Genomic DNA, 19,182 nt, shown 5'->3' with positions numbered 1-19,182 from the left:
AATATACCCCTTATCAGGAAAAGTGGGCGAAGTGGAGTGAATTGTAATCCGCGCAACCGCTCCGTTCGATCACGGAACGGAGCAACCTTGCTCCGTTCCGTGATCGGTACGTTGGTAAATGCCGAACCTTAATGTTCAGATTACTTCGACCTGTGAGCGGTTACCCACAACTCCCTTGACAATTGTTTTAAATTGTAGTACAATTAGCCGTTTTGTACTATTGACAACTACATACCGCTCCGGCTGAAATGCCGGACATAGGAAGGATTTGGATCCATGAAAACTGCCCCAACCGTGGGACGTCATTGGTCCCATCAAAAGCTGGCACGGAACCTAGTCAACGCGTCGCACGCGAGGGAACTCGATAGTGCGGCAATGGAGTGGGATCTGGTAAGGATCCACGCCTCCAAAAGCTGGCATAACTGTCATCTCTGCAACAAGCGGATCAAGGTCTGCGTTACTCTTTCCAATTCCCAAAATGGAAGTTATCTCATCGTGGGCGAGGAGTGCCACGAGAAGCTTGTCCATTTGGTCAGCCATGGGAAAGTGGAGAGTGTTTCCCCGATTCACGCCATGAAGGGCAACCTTCGTCGATATTGGAGAAAACTTGCGGATCGAACGGTCGTTGGTTGGTTGAAAGAGGAATTGTGTGCGGGTCGGCTGACAGAAGAGGTTGCCGACATCGTTTACACGATTACTCAATTGGGGTTTGCCCCGACGACAGACGACGCCGACATGGTAATTGCTTTCTACAAAGCCACTCGACGATTTCCACTTGTGAACTTGCTCCGGTGTGGTGAGTTGTTCGGCTTTCGCCATTCGCGATTGCTTCCAAAAATGATCACGATTGATCAAATCGAGCGGATCAGAGAGTTGCTTGCGAAAGACAAAGTCATTCGCGAGAAGCTGGAAGCGATCAGACGGAAGTCGGCAGAAATGCAACTGTTTCATGAGCGCGTCACGAATGTGCTTGCGAGGCTGAAGGATTTGGCCGACAAGCTACGCGTCGCGTCCGGCAATGGGGTGGAGAAGGCACTTGCCTCGGCCGAAGCAGTCGAAAAGAAGGCAGTTGCAATCAGTCGCTTGGTGCAAAAAACGAACGATGCCTTTCACGACGTGGCGTGCAACGTGGAGGAAATGGCGAACACTACCGAAAGCATACATCGGTGGAACCTGGTCAATCCCGAAACGGTTTTGTCCGTTAGGTCGGAACGTGGCCGGTACATTCTCGTAAAAAAGGATGGCCGATGGCACCGTATCACTCAACTCGAATGTTATGTTGAGAGATGGGTTAAGTCGGTGACGGGCGTCTACAAGGCCGTGGTTCTGCACGGCAAGCACTCCTGTTTGGTCATGCTCGTTGAGCAACTTGAGTCGAGCGAAGTGTTGCTTGAGCTTGATTTCACGGAGCCGAGTCGCACCAAGTCGGGATCCTTCGTGGCAAAGCATCGCGGTAAGATCGTTTTGCCATCGCGGGATATCTGTCGCTCCGGGCCGTACTTGGTTTGCCTTCTCGGCGATGAAGGGAAGTACTATCGGGCGTGGATCGTTTAACGTAACGGATATTCGAAGATATCCAACAGCACCAGTCTAAAAAACTGGTGCTTTTTTTAATTTAATATTCGATAAGACATAATAGCAAGCGGAAAAACATGCCCTTGACAAGATTTCTAGGATCATTATACTTATCCAGGCTGAAGCGGTTTAAGAAGGAAACGGATGGTGCCTTCAAAACCTAACGAGCCCCACATCACGGGGACAAGCGAGGTAGAGACCGCATATGAAACAACTGTATTGTAAGCGAATCAAAGGCTGATTTGGCTGGTTTTATGCGGAAACGAAGGCATCGCTCCTTCGACCTCCCGATTGATTATCCCACCCTATAAACGATTGGGAGATCTCTTCTCGCCGTAAGCGTCTGAAGATATCTCCCAATCGTTTTTCTTTGCCCCGCGTAGCTTCGCCGGCTGGCGGAAGCGAAGTGGGGTTAAACTCGGACTCTGGCGGCGATAATCGCTGTAGGGGAGCACGTCCCCGTGATCCCGTTCTTCTCTCACTTTTGTGCCTCATGAAGGCCCAAAAGCGGGTGGAAGAAACACAAACAACCTCAATAGCGTATTTGAGGTTTTTTTGTGGCGCGAGCAGGTCAACATCAACAAAAGGAGATGAACATGAGTGCAAAAATCAGTCTGATCGAGTGCGCAACGAGAGGGCGGATCGCGAGTCTCGCTGATCGAACCAACACGCCTCAGTTAAAATCGCGGTCATTCTGGGTGGTGTTACTTGAGGTGACGGGAACACACCGTTACGGATCACTTCCGGATCCCTCCGACTCGGAGCGGACCGTGGTTGGCTGCACAAAAGTGCGGGTGAGAAAGTTTTTCCTCTTCGGGGCAGATGACTGCGATCCGCAAAAAGCGCAGTTACAGGCAGAAGATAAGGCGGCGGAGATGATCTACAAACTGATTGCCCGAGGATGCACCAAAGTGAATTTTGTGCGCATGGACCACACGGGCAGTAATCCGCCGGCCACAATCCGCCAACACTCCGGCAAACCGGAGGTGGAAATCATCAAGTGGCCACCACTCGACGATCTTCGCGAAGTGGTCCTCGCCGAAATCACTATCGACAACATCAAGGTGTGACATCGGACAATCGGGGAAGTAAAAGCTTCCCCTTTTTCTTCCGGCTTACGAACAGGTCGTAAGCCGGAACGAAGAATGGTGGAAAAAAGGAGAGTACAGATGGCAGAGTTCAAGGTGTGGCAAACGATTACCATGGGAGTGGGGTGGTGCGGAGACAGCTTCTTTATGGAGAACTCGAGGAGTTATTCAGATCGAGTTGATCTCACCCCAGAGGCAGATGAAATGGTGTCAAAGTTGAGGGGCGTCACGGAAAACCTCACCCTAGACCTCTTCCTGCTTCGTCCTGGTCAGTTTGGAATTGAAAGCAATTCCAGTATTGACCAAATTCTTACCGCAGCCGTGCAGGCAGGGCTGGAATCGTGTCCAAGGGAATTGGCGCCGTATCTCCTGATAAAAGATAAAGTGGCCTACGGGGAAACATTCCTTGTTGGAATGAGGCCAATCTTCATCAGGAGAGGAAGCACGTCCTGTGTCTCCACCTTCTACGTGAACCGACCCTACAGAAGACTGGAGCACAGGTGCTGTTGCGAAGGGCAGGTCTTTTGCGAAAGATACTCGACGTGGTTGTTCGTAATGACCCGCAAGGCCTAGAACGAAAAGTCGAAAGAGTTTCGGGAGTTCTCTAAAAACTCCCTTCTTGTTCGAGGATGTGTGTCCTCGCTGATGAGTCCAGCCTCTGCCAAGGCTACGGCCGGCAAGTCGAAAGAGCGAAACAGGTGTTCTTTCAAACCTACACAAAGGAGAATAACCATGAACAACACAATCATCCAGATTAAGAGCATTGGTAATGAAGTAAGTGCAAAAACTCTGCAAGCGTTGATCGGAGCCATTTTTCCAGAAGCAGAGAAGCTGGAAGAAGCGCTTAATGGGCAAGGCAATCTTGAATACCACGACGAATTGTTGTGGAGAATCGAGGTTCAGGGCCCTGAAAGAGATTACTACTCGGAAGGTTGGGTAACTCACTCCAGAGGGCCAACGCAAATAAGTCATCACAAGGTCAACTTTCACGGTTCCGACTTGGCAGCTTTCAGGGAGACAGCAAAAGTACTTCTTGAACAGACCTTTGGTGTTAAGTTTCCAGAGTGAAAAAAGAGCGGAGAAAACCACTTATTTAAAAACCGCGAGTTGAGAGCAGGTCCATGGTGGGACGAACGCGACGAACTCGATTTTGGGCCAAACGCATAAGAAAGAATCGTCGCACCTTACAGCCCAAGCGCAACGCTTGGGCTGTTTTTTATTGGTTGTGCTAGAATAAAAACAAACAAACACATGGCCTTTCTTGATGACCTAAAAACAAAGATGTCGACCCCTGGGGCGGATCGATATAGTGAGGAACGTTTCTCACAGGCTTTGCCAAAAATTGTTGAGCAGGAAACGACCACGCAGCTTTCGGATGCCGTCCCGCCGATTCTTACAAACATAGAGGAGGAAGCACGTAAACGTCGAAAAAAGATCTATCTGGTGCTTGGAATCGTGATTGGAGTAGTTTTGGTTGCGGGTGTAACTTTTTGGGGGATAATGGCCTATCGCAAGGCCCATATTGTGGATCAGAATTCTATCGGTTTGGTAATTGGGGGTCCGGAATCCGTTCCATCCGGCGAGAGTGCCAAAGTGACCGCCAAGGTGACAAATAATAGCGGTGTAATTTGGCAAAACGTGATTTTGGAAATTCAAGCACCGGCAGGTTTTGCTGTGGACAAAGCTGATCCAAAAGTTCAAACAACCGATGGAACATTGAAATGGGGGGTGGGAAGACTGGCACCACGCGAGTCGGCTTCGTTTTTATTGGATGGACGGCTTGTTGGAAAAGCCAATACTACCGCGAATTTTATTGCCAACATTACGCTTACGCCGGAAAATGCTCCGCAAATAAAACAAACAAAAAAACAATTCGCGACGGTTGGGGTGGATGAAAGTTTGGTACAAATCAGTTTAATCGCGCCACCTCAAGCAGCGAGCGGAGAACGGATGAAAGTTAAGATTATTTATCAGAACAAAAAAACAGCCGATGCTTTGGGTGTGCGTATCAGTTTGGCCGAGCCAAGCGGGTTTACATTATTGGAATCCAACCCGCCGGTTACCGGCAGTAATCTGGAGTGGAATTTTCCGCAACTTGCGCAACAAAGTCAGGGAGAGATTGTGTTTAACGGCACTATTCAAGGTGATCCGGATGTAGTGCGAACATTTAAGGCAACTTTGGGTTTTGTGGGAACCGATGGCACGTTTCTGTATCAAAACGATGTGCAGGCTACAACCGCCATCGCGCGTCGTGCTTTAACCGTGGCGCAAATTTTTAACAAACAACTGGACGCGTTAAAAGTGAATCCATCGGATACCGTAGAGGCGAAAGTGCAAGTGAAAAACACCGGCGATATCGGGTTGCGAGATTTAATCGTAAAAACCAGTTTTTCCGGCGTGGGATTGGATCCGACGGCGGTAGAATCGGTAGGCGGTTTTTATGATAGTCGCTTGAATAGTATTACTTGGACGGCCGCGTCGGTTCCTGCCTTAAAGACCTTGCGTGCCGGAGAAACGGCGGAGATGAGTTATCGTTTTAGAGTGCTTTCGATAAGTAGTTTGCCATTTACCAAAGAAACAGATAAGAATTTTGCGGTGACGGCACAAACAAGCGCGGATAGTCCCGATATCCCTACTCCGATTGGCGGGGAAAAAATTATTTCATCCGGAGTTTTCCAAATAATGCTTAATAGTGTGCTAAAAATTAATTTAGCGGGATATTATGACGATGGTCGTACGGGTCTTCCCGCGGGTGTTGGTCCGCAACCACCCCGGGTTGGTGCGGAAACAATTTATACAATTCGCGTGCGTCTTGCCAATACATCATCGGATGTTACGGACGGAGTGTATCGAACTACTTTGCCGGAAGGTATTCGCTGGATAAATAATAAATACACCACAACGGGCAATGTTACGTATGATGAAAGAACGCGAGAAATAAAGTGGCTAATTGGCATCATTCCCGCGCGCTCCGGTTCAGGGTTGCCCGGTCCCGAATTTGATTTTCAGGTTGGTGTTACACCGTCCTTAAATCAGGTTGGATCAAAGCCGGTGTTGTGTTTGGGTGGTTCATTGGATGGTACGGACTCCTTCTCCACGTCTCGTTTGCATGCCGTGAATGAAGTAGTGACGACGGAGCTAGTCAACGAAGCACTTTCGGATGTGGTAAGATAATATCAACATAAAAAGAAAGGAAGGTGAAATATAAAAATGAAAGTATTTTCAACAGATCTGCGTAGAAACCAATTAATTAAATTACTGTTGGGTTTGGGTGTTTTGGGCTATATGATTCGTATTGTATTAGGTCTTACCAACCAGACAGAGGTGCTCGGTGTTGGTTTTGGTGGATTGACAGAGTTCTTCGTAATCACGATGATTTTTTCGGTTACTCTCTTACTCTGGGATATTCGTGACAAGATTATTACACGATAGGGCTTGGTAATTAATAAACGCTCCAATATTATGTTCAATGCGCTTCAAAGACAGCTGTCTTTGATTGAAAAAAACTTGAAACGTACTGTACGTACGTTGAAAGGTTTTTGATTGAGAAGCAGTTGTATTTGGAGATGGATTGGACATAATATGGAGCGTTTATTAATTACCAAGCCCTTCGTAGGCAATGGTTTCGATTTATGATGGATTATTTTTCAACCCCAAATGTGTTGATTCGACAAGTGGAATTCGATTGAGGTAAAGTGTTATACCGTGACGGAAAGAAGTTTTCTCATCCAAAATAAACGTGCGTTGTTGCGCGCCGGTTTGATAAACCTACCGCACGGAAAGGTTGAAACACCCGCTTTTATGCCTATTGCCACTCGCGGTGCTGTGCGGGTAGCGTCTTTTTTGGCTTTAGAACAATTGGGAGCCCAGATTGCGTTGTCGAATACGTATCATTTGGTGGTGCGACCCGGTGTGGATGTGATTGAAAAAAACGGCGGACTAAATAAGTTTACTGGCTGGAAGAAACCTTTTTTAACCGACAGTGGCGGTTTTCAGGTCTTTAGTTTGGCCGCCAAGAGAGTTATTTCGGATGAAGGTGTTATATTCCGTTCTATAGTTGATGGTGCGGAAATTAAGTTAACACCGGAATCGGTGGTTGACGCGCAATTTGAGTTTGGATCCGATATCTCAATGGTGCTGGATGAGGTGTGCGCTCTGCCGGGAGAGAAGGCGGTGATTGAACAGGCGATGCGCAGAACAACCGACTGGGCAAAGCGGGCCAAGGATCGCTTTGTCGGTCTTAAGAAAAATGATGGTGTTCAGCCGTTACTTTTTGGGATTGTTCAAGGTGGAACGGATGCAACACTGCGAAAAAAATCGGCGGAGGATTTAATGGGTATCGGTTTTGACGGTTATGCCATTGGTGGGCTTTCTGTTGGTGAAGAAGCTGTTGAAATGTACCAAACACTGGATGTGACGTTGCCATTTTTGGATATGGAAAAACCGCGGTACTTAATGGGTGTCGGCGAACCGGAAAATATTGTGGAAGCGGTGCGTCGTGGGGTGGATATGTTTGATTGTGTTCTGCCGACGCGCAATGCCAGGCATGGCACGCTTTATCAGGACTTGAATATCGATTATCTGCGCGAGATTCTTTTGCGACCGCTAAATGAACCGGTTGATGCTGAAAAACTTTATCGAAAGATTCATATTCGCAATAGTCAATTTATTGTCGACACTCGTCCGATAAATCCCTATTGTTCGCAGTTGGAAGGGGTAAATCATTCTTACTTGCGTCATTTGTTTCAGGCGTCGGAGCCAATGGCGTTGCAATTGGCGACAATTAATAATCTTTGGTTTTTTCTTGAAATGATGCGGAAAATTCGGGAAATAATTGTAAGTGCTTAACACCACTTCACATTAATAATCAGTGGGTATAAAATAGACGCATGGGATTATTTGATTTAATTTTTGGTGGTAATAAAGGGAAAGGGGATGATCCCGAGGAGGAAATTAACCGTAATAAGGCTGATGGTGATCTTTTTGTTGGTAGAAAAGAGAACGTTGGTCACGATCAAGAAAGTGAAACTAGTAATCCGCGTGCGATAAAAAAGGCGGAGCGGTTAGATACTGGGTTGGATGAGGTAGCCCGTCGCACAAGAGATATGCGACTAGATAGCGAACATATGAGGAAAATTGATGATAAATTGAGGGGAACGATTGAAAGTATCAGAAATGCAGGAAGTTCTAATATTGAACATCAACGGGGTGCCAAATTGCGTCATCAGATGCGAAGTAGTTACTCAAAAATTGCGAAAGAGCAGGAAGATCATATAGATAAAATGCAGAATAATGGGGCTTCCGAGAGACAGGTAAAGGAAGCGCGGAGAAAGTTGGAGAATACCAGGAGAGGTATGAGTGAAATGTATCGTCGTGCCGGTGGTTCGGGCAGGCTGAAGTAAATTTAAATTATTAGAAATTTAATAAAGTCGCTTGACACAAACTTAAATATGTGTATACTATTCAGTTACTGAATTTTCTTGTTGTTTGAACGGATGCTCTTTTTTACGGGGGAAGGAAATTGAGTTCAACACCAGTTTTGTCCAGGTCGCGACGCAATTGGGACAGTCAATTAGACCAACGAGTGCGTACGGAAGCACGAGCGCTTTTGGAACCACTAATGCACAAAGCGACCGAGTGTAATTCAGGTGTCGCTGCTAATCTGCTTGTTCGGATTGCTTGTTTGGTTGTCCAAAGCGTGATCAGGGAGGTAAAACCCACGAACGAGCAAGGTTTACTGGTTGTTCTGGATGGCGTCGTAGAATGGTCTCGTGTAAGTGAAAGTTGCGAAGCCTTTGTGGCAGTTGGGGAAAATTTGGATGACGCACTTTTCCACTGTGGAAGAAAAGTGGCTGACAATAGCCCCGAGGCTGTGTTGAGCAGAATGGTCGAACATATCGTTTCTGCCGCACTGCACCTGGAACCCGCCTGGCTGGCTAGACAATCTTCGGATAGCGCTTCCCATTGGATAATGGCAGGAGCGAGCACAGCGCATTTTTACGCATATCATGAGGCGGCGGAGGTGCAAAGCGCACTTACAGGAAAGCCGTTTCGTTGCATCCAGCGTCCGCTTACGGAACAGATTATCATTCCCGCCTTGGTCGAAGCCGGACTTGGTCTGCACGGTGTCGAACCTGCTGGTCCGAGAATTGTTTTGGGTGCCCACCGGCGCGAGATCGTTTCCGAGAAGGTATAACCGCTTAGTCTCCAAAAGACAAGCGGTTTTTTTGATGCCCCTCGCTAGGGGCATCAATCCCCCGTTCGTGTAGGGGCAATTCATGCCTGCCGGCCATAGCTTTAGCGACGGCTGGAATTGCCCCAAATTGTTTTGGTGAAACATGTTGAATACTCCGCTTTGACCAAAGAGAGAAAAATCCATACTATACGTTACATGCCCAGTAATACAACTTTCAATTTTTAGATCTCACTTTTATGCCGATAAACATCATGAAAAATGAAAAAAATTTAGCTTTGATAAGAGTAATTTTTGAACGAATCGAATTCGTTCAAATTGAAAGTTGATATACTGGGATGCCCGCTACTTCATTAGATCAAATTATTTCCCTCGCGAAACGGCGTGGTTTCATCTTTCAATCCTCCGAAATTTATGGTGGCGCCGCGGCATCCTACGATTATGGACCTCTAGGTGTCGCCTTAAAGAATAATATAAAAGCCCATTGGTGGAAGACGATGACGCAGGGTTTTGATAACATTGTTGGGCTCGACGCGGCCATCATGATGCATCCAAAAGTTTGGGAAGCTTCCGGGCACGTGAGTAATTTTACGGATCCGCTGGTGGAATGCCAGCAGTGTCACAAACGTTTTCGTGTAGATCATCTTTTAGGAGATGATAAATATTTGCCGATTAAAGATGATGCAGATGCCGTATTGGTGGCGGTAAACACAAAAGGTTGCCCCGGTTGCGGTGCAAAAAACAAATTTACCACTCCAAGGCAGTTCAATTTAATGTTCACTACTAATTTGGGTGCTGTTGAAAACGAAGGAAGCACTGTTTATCTGCGTCCGGAAACGGCGCAAGGAATTTACGTTAACGCGCAATTGGTTGCCAATGCGATGCGCTTGAAGGTGCCATTTGGTATTGCGCAAATTGGTAAGGCTTTTCGCAATGAAGTGACGCCTGGTAATTTCACCTTCCGCACGGTGGAATTTGAACAAATGGAAATGCAATATTTTGTTAAGCCGGCAGACGCCGATAAAGTGTTTGAATTTTGGAAAACTGAACGGTCGAAATGGTACGCGAGTTTGGGGTTTGACGAAAAGATGTTGCGTTTTCACGAACACGGCAAGGGTGAACTGGCGCACTATGCTAAAGCTGCTTTTGATATCGAATATAAAATGCCCTTTGGCTGGAAAGAAATCGAAGGGATTCATAATCGTGGTGATTGGGATTTGAAACGCCACAGTGAATTTTCCGGCAAAGACTTGTCTTTCTTTGATGAAGAAACCAAAGAAAAATATCTGCCATGGATTATTGAGACGTCGGTTGGTGCCGATCGTGTGACACTGGCGATTTTAAGTAACGCGCTCTGTGAAGAAAATAAGGATGGAGAACAACGATTGGTATTGCGTTTGCCTAAAGTATTGGCACCGGTTCAGGTGGCCATTTTCCCACTACTTTCTAACAATGATGACCTTGTAAAAAAAGCAAGGGAGATTGCCACAGCGTTGCGGGGGTCATTCCGTGTACAGTTTGATGAGAGTGGATCCATTGGCAGACGCTATCGTCGCCAAGACGAAATCGGTACTCCATTCTGTATCACCGTCGATCATGATTCCTTGAATGATCAATCTGTCACAGTTAGAGAGCGTGATTCGATGGAACAAAAACGCGTATCGATTACGGAGCTTAACTCCTTTTTTACTGATCAATTTTCAGAAACTCTATGAACCATTCATTATTTGACATTCATCGTGCCGTAGCACCATCAGGATTAAGATTATTAGCTCTCCCAATGAAGGGGACGGGAACAGTGACGGTGATGGCATTTGTGGCTACCGGTTCGCGTTATGAAGACGCAGAGGAATCGGGTGTCTCACATTTTCTTGAGCACTTGTTTTTTAAGGGTTCGAAAAAAAGACCAACAACACTGATTATTTCCGAAGCGTTAGATGAAGTGGGTGGGGAGTTTAATGCTTTTACCTCGAAAGAGATGACAGCATTTTACGCCAAGGCATCCGCCAAGCATACAAAATTATTATTGGATGTTATTGGTGATATGTTGATCAATCCGTTGTTTCAGCAAAAAGAAATTGATCGCGAACGGGGTGTTGTTATCGAAGAAATGAATATGTATGAAGATTCACCGCAGGATTCCATCGGGGAGCAATTTGAGCAGCAATTATTTGGAGAACATGATTTGGCCAGGAAAATTATCGGAACAAAAGAAATTATCAGTACGATTACCAAAAAACGCATTGTGAAATATCGCAATCAACAATACGGCGCACCGAACATGGTCGTTTGTATCGCGGGAAATATTGAACCAGGGAAAGCCTTGGCAATGCTGAAAAAGCAATTTAGTGGGCTACCAAAACAAACACCGGTAAAAACCAGGGAGTTTGATGGTGTCTGGGGAACAGACTTGGTTTCTTTGAAAGTAAAGAAAACGGATCAAGCACACGTGATTGTCGGTGGACGTGGAACCTCCTTAACGGATAATGATCGTTGTGCTGTCGATTTGCTGGGTACAATTCTTGGGGGCAGTATGTCCAGCCGTCTTTTTATTGAGGTACGAGAAAGGCGTGGATTAGCGTATTCCGTGCATACCGCGGCTGAACACTTTATCGATACCGGTTATGTTGCGACGCAAATTGGTGTTGATCCGAGCAATGTTGAAAAAGCCCTGTCGGTTATTTTGAAAGAATACAAAAAAATTCGCGAAGTGCCGGTTGGTGTCATTGAACTTAAAAAAGCCAAAGAAAATATCAAGGGGCACCTCTTAATTCGTCTTGAGTCGACGAATGCGGTAGCGCAGTTTGTTGGTGGACAAGAGACACTGACCGGACGTATTTTGTCATTAGAAGACGTGTTTAAGAGTTTTGACGCGGTAACACCGGCCGATATTCAGCGTGTCGCTAAAAAATATCTCGCGTCGGAATATCTGCGTATTGCCGCCATTATGCCAAACGACACAAAAAATGAGTTAAATAAATTACTAACCAAAGAAGTATGAGCACACAAAATTTTATGACAATCGATATTTCCGCAAAGACGCTTTTTCGATTATTGTTTTTTGTACTGACGATTTGGTTCTTGTGGTTTATTCGAGATCTTTTGCTTATTTTGTTGGTGGCGGTTTTGATTGCGTCGGCACTGGAACCTCTTGCCACGCGACTTCAGCGGTTTCGAATTCCGCGGGCTATTTCGGTATTGACAGCCTATGCTTTTTTTGTATCGTTGATAGTTATCACGATTACTATTCTTGTCCCACCGCTGATCGCTGAAATTCAGGCATTAACCGAAAATCTTCCGGCCATTTATGAACAATTAATGTCGATGCTTGGGCGGGCGGGTGTTGCGTTTGGGGCGACAGATTTTGTTCCGTCTCTCCAAAAAGGGTTATTGGATGTCGGTCAGTTTCTCGGACAAACGTCGAATGGAATTATTGTAACTACGAAAACTGTTTTTGGCAGTATTTTCTCGATCTTGCTGACGTTTGTAATTTCTTTTTATCTGGTGATTTCGCGGGACAGTTTATACGCGTTTGTGTGTTCTGTCGTTCCACTGGAGCATCGTCCGTATACCGTAAGAATAATTAAAAAAGCACAACAAAAAATCGGCCACTGGCTTTTGGCGCAAATGGTTTTAGGCTTGATTATGGGAATAATGGTGTTTATTAGTTTGTGGGCCCTGGGTGTTCCATACGCGCTGGCTATCGCTTTATTAACGTTTTTCGCGGAGTTTGTTCCGGTAATTGGTCCTACAATATCGGCGATACCCGCGGTTTTGCTCGGGTTTACAAATTCGTGGCTCGTAGGTTTAATTGTGATTGTGATGTTTTTAATTATTCAGCAAATTGAATCAAATGTGCTGGTGCCAAACATTATGCGTCGCGCGGTTGGTTTGAATCCACTCACGACAATTTTGGCCGTCTTGGTTGGTGCCAAATTAGCCGGGATTGTCGGCGTGGTGCTTGCCGTACCAATCGCAACAATTATTTCGTTGTTCATTACAGATCTGTTGCCAAGCGAAAAAGAAGAAGAGCTTTCGGCGTAGGGGGGGCAGGGAGTAGTTTCCTATAACAACCTCTAAATTCCTTTCTGTTTCATTATTTAGATTTGTATATAGTATTTGGTATATTGTATATGGATAATAGTAGTTTTCTCGTATAATTCGACCTTGATTCAATTTATTAGGAACCGATGATTAAAAATGCGATTGCGATAACTATCACCTGGCTGATTAATCCTTTCCAAACAATTTCTGTTTCATGTTGCAAGCCGTCGTGAAATTTTGTGAAATAAGGAATGCGGATTTTAAGCAGATAAGCACCAAAGGAAATGATGTCCGGCAGTAAGCCACCCACGATGGCAAACAAAACCGACCAGTGCCAAAAATTTGCGCCGAGCAGGAAATAAGAAAGAATAATCCCCGAAAACATATCGCCCAGCGCCAGTAAAACGATGGGTTTATGTTTGTGCGGATAAAAATTCCAATGCAAAAAGGAATCACAGACAAAATGCATGCCAAAAGCGAGAATGAAAGAAAGCGCGGGATTGGAAATTTTATCGCCGATAGCGGCACTGACTATTGTGTGGGAGAGAGCCATCATGGGGAAATTATACTTGAATATTTAGAAATACTCATGTTTTTAAATCCCAATGACCAAACCCCAAATCCCAACAATATTCTAAATCTCAAATGGCCAAAACGTTTTTGGTATTTTGAAAATTGGGATTTTGTTGGACATTGGTCATTGGGGTTTGGGATTTAATGGATTTCTTTCTTGTCTAAACATTAAATTATCCCTACACTCCTCTCATGGATCGCTATTCAATAACTACGCCCATCTACTACGCCAATGGCAAGCCTCACATTGGTCATGCTTATACGACCATTGCGGCGGATGTTTTGGCGCGTTTGCATAAAGGGCGCGGCGAGGATATTTTTTTTCTCACCGGTACCGATGAACATGGCGCGAAAGTGGCCGACACTGCTACTGTTGCTGGAAAAGAACCTCAACAATTTGTTGATGAAATTGCCCAGAGCTTTAAAGATTGTTGGCAAAAACTTGATATTGGTTATTCAGATTTTATTCGTACTACTGACAAGCGGCATGAACAAGGCGTTATTTACGCGTTAAACAAACTCAAAGAAACAGGCGTTATTTACGAAAAAACCTATACAGGTCTTTATTGCACTGGGTGTGAAGCCTTTGTAACCGAAAAAGATTTGGACGAGAACGGTTTGGAACCGCTACACCAAAAGAAACCGGTGGTAGTGGAAGAAAAAAATTGGTTCTTCAACCTCGCTAAATTTTTGCCGGAAATTAAGAGTGCGATTGAGGCCGATCGGATATTAATTTTACCCACAGAGCGGAAAAATGAAGTTTTGGGGCTATTTCAGCAAGGACTGGAAGATTTCTCTATCTCCAGATCAAAAGAACGCCTCAAGTGGGGAATTGAACTTCCGTTTGATTCCACTCAAGTGGCTTATGTCTGGCTGGATGCGTTGTTAAATTATGTTACCGCCTTGGGCTATGGTTCGGAAAATGATGAGCAACTGAAAAAATTCTGGCCGGCGGATGTACAGGTAATGGCGCAAGAGATTCTAAAATTTCATGCCGTTTATTGGCCAGCGATTTTATTGGCGCTGGGGTTAGAATTACCCAAATCGCTTTCCATTCACGGATTTTTTACAATCAATGGTCAAAAGATGAGTAAGAGCTTGGGAAATGTTATCGACCCGATTGATATTGTTGATAAATACGGTTCAGACGTTGCGCGCTACTTAATTATTACAGCGCTTCCGTTTGGAAATTCAGGCGACATTGCTGTTGATCGGTTTGACGAAAAATATAATGAACTGGCTAATGTGCTTGGTAATCTTGTAAGAAGAACTTTTAATTTGGCGGAAAAATTTAGTGTCAAACACGTTGACAGTGAAACAAGCGAGATTTATGACGCGCAAGATATAAAAGATATGTATAATGATGAATCATTAGAAAAAATCTTTGAGCGTATTTTGAATTGGGCGCGTAAGGCGAATGTGTATCTTGATGCAAAAGCACCGTGGAAAAATGCGGATGAAGTACAACGTGCTCAAACAATCCAACAGGTATTAAACGCAATTGATTTAATTGCGAGGGCGATAAAAGAGGTAATGCCAAAAACAGCGAAGACAATTTCGGACTCTATAGACAGTGACGGAAAAATCACAAACCCGCCGGTATTGTTTCCGAAGAATGAATGACGATTGATGATTTATGAATCGACGAAATTCGGCGACGTATTCTTTAATCATAAATCGTAAATCATTATTCAAGCGATGATTGACTCTCATTGTCATTTAGACGTTGAACAGTTTAATGCCGATCGGTCGGAGGTTATTGGTCGTGCGAAACAAGCGGGCGTAAACACAATTATTAACCCCGGTGCCGATTGTTTTGGTTTTGAAAAGCCGGTAAAAATCGCCGAACAATTCGAAAATGTTTATGCGTCGATTGGCGTACATCCGGAGGGAATAAAAAATATTACGGAAGCGTTTTGGTTGCGTTTTGCGGAATTATTGAAGCATCCCAAGGTTGTAGCAGTTGGCGAAATTGGTTTGGAAAAAAACGAACGCCTGCCGTCACTTGAAGAACAAATCCCAGCGATGTTACGTTTTATTACTTTGGCTGTTGCGCACAATAAGCCGATAATTTTTCACGTCCGTTACGTGCATAAAGAGTTTCAACAAATAATTCGTGAAAATAATTTTAAACTCAATGCGGTCATTCATAGTTTTACAGGCACGCCTGGAGAGGCAAAATTTTATTTGGATCAAGGGTATTATTTAGGCATCGCCGGAATGGTGACATTTCCAAAAGCCGATGAAATACGCGCTGTCGTAAAGGATTTGCCGCTTGAGCGTTTATTGATCGAAACCGACGCGCCATTTTTGGCGCCACAGGTTGTACGTGGTCAACGCAACGAACCGGCGTACGTCGTGGAAATTGCCAAGAAAATCGCGGAGATTAAGGGGATATCGGTGGAAGAGGTTGCTCAAGTCACGGAGGCAAATACCCGAAAATTGTTTGGAATTGAATAAAACCCACCCTCGCCCTCCCTTGAAAAAGGGAGGGAACGGTGCAACTCCTCCCCTTACTCAAAGGGAGGCATTGCTGTCGCGTTAATAATTTTACAAAGCCGAAATAATCCCTTTTGCAAGCTAAATTTTTAGAGAAATTTATTTTTCGACTTGAATTGAATTTGAACATATTTTGCAAAACAAATGGCTTACTATAGCGTATTATTTTTTTACTTTTTTCTTAACGCGACAGCAATGCAAAGGGAGGCGGGGAGGGATTATTTTGGGTATTTTGTTTTATCCCTTAAAATCCTTAAGATCGTCTTGGAGTTTTGCAATTCCATCCGGGCCTTCTTGCATCCGTTTTTCAATCATGTTGCGTGCTGATTGTGGCAACATTTCCATAAGTCCCTGCATAAGATCCTCCGGATGAACCTCTGAATGACCGAGTTCGACAGCTTTCTTTTCTGCGGCCGATCGTAGTTTGCCTTTTACCATACCAATCATCATCTTTGGCCCCGGAAATTGGGTGATGGCTTGTTCCAGTGCCCCTTCCGCTTCCGCACTCCACTTGATTTGTTCTGTTGATTTATTGATTCCAAACATGAAAAAAGGATAGCACAAGATAATAATTACTCAAGTGATAAAAAAAGAAGACGACGGAAAGTTTTAGAAATTCATGGTAGTATCAAACTATGGGTCTTTTCTTCACCAAACACGCCAAGAAGCGCATGAAACAGCGTGGAGTGGGAAATAGTGCGACCACTTCGGCTTCGCGTGGTACTTCTCGATATCAAGGGCATGGTATTTATAAGTCTGAAATTGAACGGCGTGGTATCAAATATGTTGTAGTTTACAAGCGTGATGGGGCGAAGAAAGTAATAATTTCAACATGGCGAAAACAATAGGATGCCTAAAAAAATAAAAAAGAAAAAACGATTTTTGGATAACGGGAAAATTCTTTTGGGAGTTTGCTTGGCTTTGGTATTTGTGGTTCTTCTGATGGTGGCAATGTCACCGGCATCATATCTAAGAACGCAGGTTGTAAATTCGGGTTCATGTGATTGCGGTGCTGGCCATGCGCTAGTTTGTTCGACGGATGGTCATACCTATACGAGTGTTTGCGAGGGCACGTGTAAGGGGCGCGAAATGTTGCACCTCGGCGAGTGCTTCTAAAAATTTACAAAAAAGATTTCGCATTGGATGTAGACGAGGGGCGGACTCCTCGAGGGGTCCGCCCCTCATTGGCCGACAACGTGACGCAACCAATCAAGGTCGGACCGCTCGGCAGTCCGACCTTACGTTGGATCTGTCACTTTCATAGGGTACTTTTTGTATTACAATACATTCCACATGTCAACCGATGCTCAAAATCAAGATTTATTCGATAATCAGCTCAAAAAAGCCCTTCAAAGCGAGGCGCCTTTGGCGGCACGGATGCGGCCAAAGAAAATGGAGGATTTTGTGGGGCAAGAAGTTATTTTGGGTAAGAATGCGTTGCTTCGAAAAGCGGTTGAATCGGGTAAGGTCGGTTCGCTTATTTTGTATGGCCCGCCGGGCTCGGGCAAAACGACGATTGCCGAAATTATTGCCAGCAAAATGGAGGCCTATTTTGAACCGGTTAGCGCGGTCACGGCCGGCAGTGCCGACTTGCGCAAAGTAATCGAGGCGGCGCGCGAGCGACGCAAGATGCAGGGTAAAAGAACAGTTGTTGTTGTTGATGAAATTCATCGTTTCAATAAAGCGCAACAGGATATTCTTCTGCCACATGTTGAAGACGGAACGATTACTTTGGTTGGGGTGACAACGGAAAATCCGTATTTTGAAGTGATTAAGGCCTTGGTGTCGCGGTCGCAGGTTTATCAGTTGGCGCCACTGGCCGATGAAAATATTAAACAGATTATCGAAAGCGCGTTGCAGGATGTGGAACGGGGTTTGGGAAAACAGAAACTAAAAATTCAACCGAAGGCATTGGAACATTTGGCGCAAATGGCCGGCGGTGACGCACGGATGGCGCTCAATGCTTTAGAGCTTTCTGCAATTACAAAAAAAGTTGGCGCAATTATTCAGCTAAAAGAAATTGAAGATGCCATCCAAACACGGGCGTTTAAATATGACGCAAAAGGCGATGAGCATTTCGATACAATTTCCGCCTTTATTAAAAGTATGCGGGGAAGTGAACCGGACGCTGCACTTTTTTGGTTGCACAAAATGTTATCGGCCGGTGAAGATCCGGAATTTATCGCGCGTCGGATGATTATTTTTGCGTCAGAAGATATTGGAAACGCTGATCCTCACGCCTTAATGGTGGCGGTTTCGGCGGGGCACGCACTGGAGTGGGTTGGTTTACCGGAGGCATCATACGCGCTTTCGCAAGCTTGTATTTATTTATCGGCATCGCCAAAAAGCGACGCGGTGAAAAAAGCGATGCGTGGGGTTAGAGGTGACTTGGAACATTATGGGCAATTACGTGTGCCGAACCACCTTAAAAATGCACCCGTACCGGACATGACTAAACAAGGCGCCAGTGTCGGCTATAAAGATCCGCACGGCGGAGAGGGGCACGTCGTGGAACAGCAATATTTACCGGATCGAATTAAAGATCATATTTATTACGAACCAACGGAGCAGGGTTTTGAGCGGGAAGTAAAGAAACGGGTGGATAGTGCGCGGAGAGTGATGAAGAAGAGATAGTATACATGAGTCTTTGCGAGGCACTTCAGTGTCGAAGTCGCCCATCTGGGCGAACCTCGCCCCTGAAGGGGCGGGCAATCTCCCGCGTAATCTGTATATTGTATTTGGTATATAGTATATGGATTTATTGGGTATGTTTGTTTGAGATAATCAATCAGATTTATTGGGTGTTTCGGTAACAATCTGGGGCAATTCATGAATCGCCCCTACGTGGATGAGAAGTATCCCCCGTCGCTAAAGCTATGGGGGATTGATTTTTTTGCGAAAAAATCAAAAAAATACCGCCGGGACCGGTTGGTCGGGGCGGGGCTGTTGTTTGACACTTGGTCAACCGGCGTCGCTGCCGACGTCGTGCGGGGAGCTCACATCCGGTCGCGAGCGGGGCGTTTCCTGGGTCTTGGGTTTGTGATGGAACCAGACACCACGGTAACTTTGTCGGTCACTATTGGTCGTGTTGTTGGCCATTTGAATTTGCCACCCAGTGATTTCCAGATCAGGGTGAGTATTTTCGAACATGTGCATGGCAACGAGAAGCGTTCTCTCTGATCCCTCATCATACGAAACCAGCGGCAATGG

Annotated in this window: 21 protein-coding genes; 19 read left to right on the top strand and 2 right to left on the bottom strand. The window is 45.3% G+C overall.

Features of this window, described 5'->3' with window-relative positions; genetic code table 11:
* Window positions 1–375 precede the first annotated feature (375 nt).
* The 12 genes from Q7S57_01970 (at window position 376) to Q7S57_01915 (ending at window position 12,900) form a co-directional block, all read left to right on the top strand.
* Window positions 376–1,554, top strand: a complete 1,179-nt coding sequence (locus tag Q7S57_01970) for a hypothetical protein (protein ID MDO8512013.1) — start codon at window positions 376–378, stop codon at window positions 1,552–1,554.
* Between the two features lie 617 nt (window positions 1,555–2,171).
* A complete protein-coding gene (locus tag Q7S57_01965) occupies window positions 2,172–2,645 on the top strand; it encodes a hypothetical protein (GenBank protein ID MDO8512012.1) in 474 nt (157 codons plus the stop codon).
* 99 nt (window positions 2,646–2,744) lie between these two features.
* Window positions 2,745–3,236, top strand: coding sequence for a hypothetical protein (locus Q7S57_01960; GenBank protein MDO8512011.1), 492 nt, complete (start codon window positions 2,745–2,747; stop codon window positions 3,234–3,236).
* Between the two features lie 159 nt (window positions 3,237–3,395).
* A complete protein-coding gene (locus Q7S57_01955; GenBank protein MDO8512010.1) occupies window positions 3,396–3,731 on the top strand; it encodes a hypothetical protein in 336 nt (111 codons plus the stop codon).
* A 183-nt stretch (window positions 3,732–3,914) separates the two neighbouring features.
* Window positions 3,915–5,837, top strand: a complete 1,923-nt coding sequence (locus tag Q7S57_01950) for a hypothetical protein (protein MDO8512009.1) — start codon at window positions 3,915–3,917, stop codon at window positions 5,835–5,837.
* Between the two features lie 36 nt (window positions 5,838–5,873).
* The gene (locus Q7S57_01945; protein ID MDO8512008.1) at window positions 5,874–6,095 is read left to right on the top strand and encodes a hypothetical protein; all 222 of its coding nucleotides are present in this window, start codon (window positions 5,874–5,876) and stop codon (window positions 6,093–6,095) included.
* A 273-nt stretch (window positions 6,096–6,368) separates the two neighbouring features.
* Window positions 6,369–7,511, top strand: coding sequence for a tRNA guanosine(34) transglycosylase Tgt (tgt, locus tag Q7S57_01940; GenBank protein ID MDO8512007.1), 1,143 nt, complete (start codon window positions 6,369–6,371; stop codon window positions 7,509–7,511).
* A gap of 41 nt (window positions 7,512–7,552) precedes the next feature.
* Window positions 7,553–8,065 carry a hypothetical protein gene (locus Q7S57_01935; GenBank protein ID MDO8512006.1) on the top strand — a complete coding sequence of 171 codons (513 nt, stop codon included), beginning with the start codon at window positions 7,553–7,555 and terminating at the stop codon, window positions 8,063–8,065.
* A 218-nt stretch (window positions 8,066–8,283) separates the two neighbouring features.
* The gene (locus tag Q7S57_01930) at window positions 8,284–8,859 is read left to right on the top strand and encodes a hypothetical protein (GenBank protein MDO8512005.1); all 576 of its coding nucleotides are present in this window, start codon (window positions 8,284–8,286) and stop codon (window positions 8,857–8,859) included.
* A 335-nt stretch (window positions 8,860–9,194) separates the two neighbouring features.
* Window positions 9,195–10,571, top strand: a complete 1,377-nt coding sequence (locus Q7S57_01925; GenBank protein ID MDO8512004.1) for a glycine--tRNA ligase — start codon at window positions 9,195–9,197, stop codon at window positions 10,569–10,571.
* Window positions 10,568–11,857 (top strand): pitrilysin family protein, encoded by a 1,290-nt coding sequence (locus Q7S57_01920; GenBank protein MDO8512003.1) that lies wholly within the window; start codon window positions 10,568–10,570, stop codon window positions 11,855–11,857. Before Q7S57_01925 ends, Q7S57_01920 begins: the two co-directional genes overlap by 4 nt.
* On the top strand, window positions 11,854–12,900 hold the full coding sequence (locus Q7S57_01915) for an AI-2E family transporter (protein MDO8512002.1): 1,047 nt from the start codon (window positions 11,854–11,856) through the stop codon (window positions 12,898–12,900). Before Q7S57_01920 ends, Q7S57_01915 begins: the two co-directional genes overlap by 4 nt.
* 136 nt (window positions 12,901–13,036) lie before the next feature.
* Here Q7S57_01915 and Q7S57_01910 read toward each other — a convergent pair whose 3' ends face one another.
* Window positions 13,037–13,345 (bottom strand): hypothetical protein, encoded by a 309-nt coding sequence (locus tag Q7S57_01910; protein MDO8512001.1) that lies wholly within the window; start codon window positions 13,343–13,345, stop codon window positions 13,037–13,039.
* Between Q7S57_01910 and Q7S57_01905 the strand changes: the two genes are divergently transcribed.
* The 3 genes from Q7S57_01905 (at window position 13,340) to Q7S57_01895 (ending at window position 15,933) form a co-directional block, all read left to right on the top strand.
* A complete protein-coding gene (locus tag Q7S57_01905) occupies window positions 13,340–13,618 on the top strand; it encodes a hypothetical protein (GenBank protein ID MDO8512000.1) in 279 nt (92 codons plus the stop codon). The two genes, Q7S57_01910 and Q7S57_01905, sit on opposite strands and share 6 nt — an antisense overlap.
* A 47-nt stretch (window positions 13,619–13,665) precedes the next feature.
* Window positions 13,666–15,096, top strand: a complete 1,431-nt coding sequence (gene metG, locus Q7S57_01900; GenBank protein MDO8511999.1) for a methionine--tRNA ligase — start codon at window positions 13,666–13,668, stop codon at window positions 15,094–15,096.
* Window positions 15,097–15,171: 75 nt separating this feature from the next.
* Entirely contained in the window at window positions 15,172–15,933 is a 762-nt protein-coding gene (locus Q7S57_01895; protein ID MDO8511998.1) for a TatD family hydrolase, read from the top strand.
* 276 nt (window positions 15,934–16,209) lie between these two features.
* On the opposite strand, the gene Q7S57_01890 is transcribed toward Q7S57_01895, so the two are convergent.
* Window positions 16,210–16,518 (bottom strand): PCP reductase family protein, encoded by a 309-nt coding sequence (locus Q7S57_01890; protein ID MDO8511997.1) that lies wholly within the window; start codon window positions 16,516–16,518, stop codon window positions 16,210–16,212.
* An 89-nt stretch (window positions 16,519–16,607) separates the two neighbouring features.
* Between Q7S57_01890 and Q7S57_01885 the strand changes: the two genes are divergently transcribed.
* From Q7S57_01885 to Q7S57_01870, 4 genes are all read left to right on the top strand, one after another.
* Complete coding sequence (locus Q7S57_01885; GenBank protein MDO8511996.1) at window positions 16,608–16,820, top strand: hypothetical protein; 213 nt, start codon at window positions 16,608–16,610, stop codon at window positions 16,818–16,820.
* Between the two features lies 1 nt (window position 16,821).
* On the top strand, window positions 16,822–17,088 hold the full coding sequence (locus tag Q7S57_01880; protein ID MDO8511995.1) for a hypothetical protein: 267 nt from the start codon (window positions 16,822–16,824) through the stop codon (window positions 17,086–17,088).
* Between the two features lie 177 nt (window positions 17,089–17,265).
* Window positions 17,266–18,606 (top strand): replication-associated recombination protein A, encoded by a 1,341-nt coding sequence (locus tag Q7S57_01875; GenBank protein ID MDO8511994.1) that lies wholly within the window; start codon window positions 17,266–17,268, stop codon window positions 18,604–18,606.
* Window positions 18,607–18,801: 195 nt separating this feature from the next.
* Complete coding sequence (locus tag Q7S57_01870) at window positions 18,802–19,152, top strand: hypothetical protein (protein ID MDO8511993.1); 351 nt, start codon at window positions 18,802–18,804, stop codon at window positions 19,150–19,152.
* The last annotated feature ends 30 nt before the right edge of the window (window positions 19,153–19,182 follow it).

This window comes from bacterium (genome assembly GCA_030647555.1).
GTDB lineage: Bacteria > Patescibacteriota > Andersenbacteria > UBA10190 > CAIZMI01 > CAIZMI01.
This window is presented reverse-complemented; position numbering and strand designations above follow the sequence as displayed.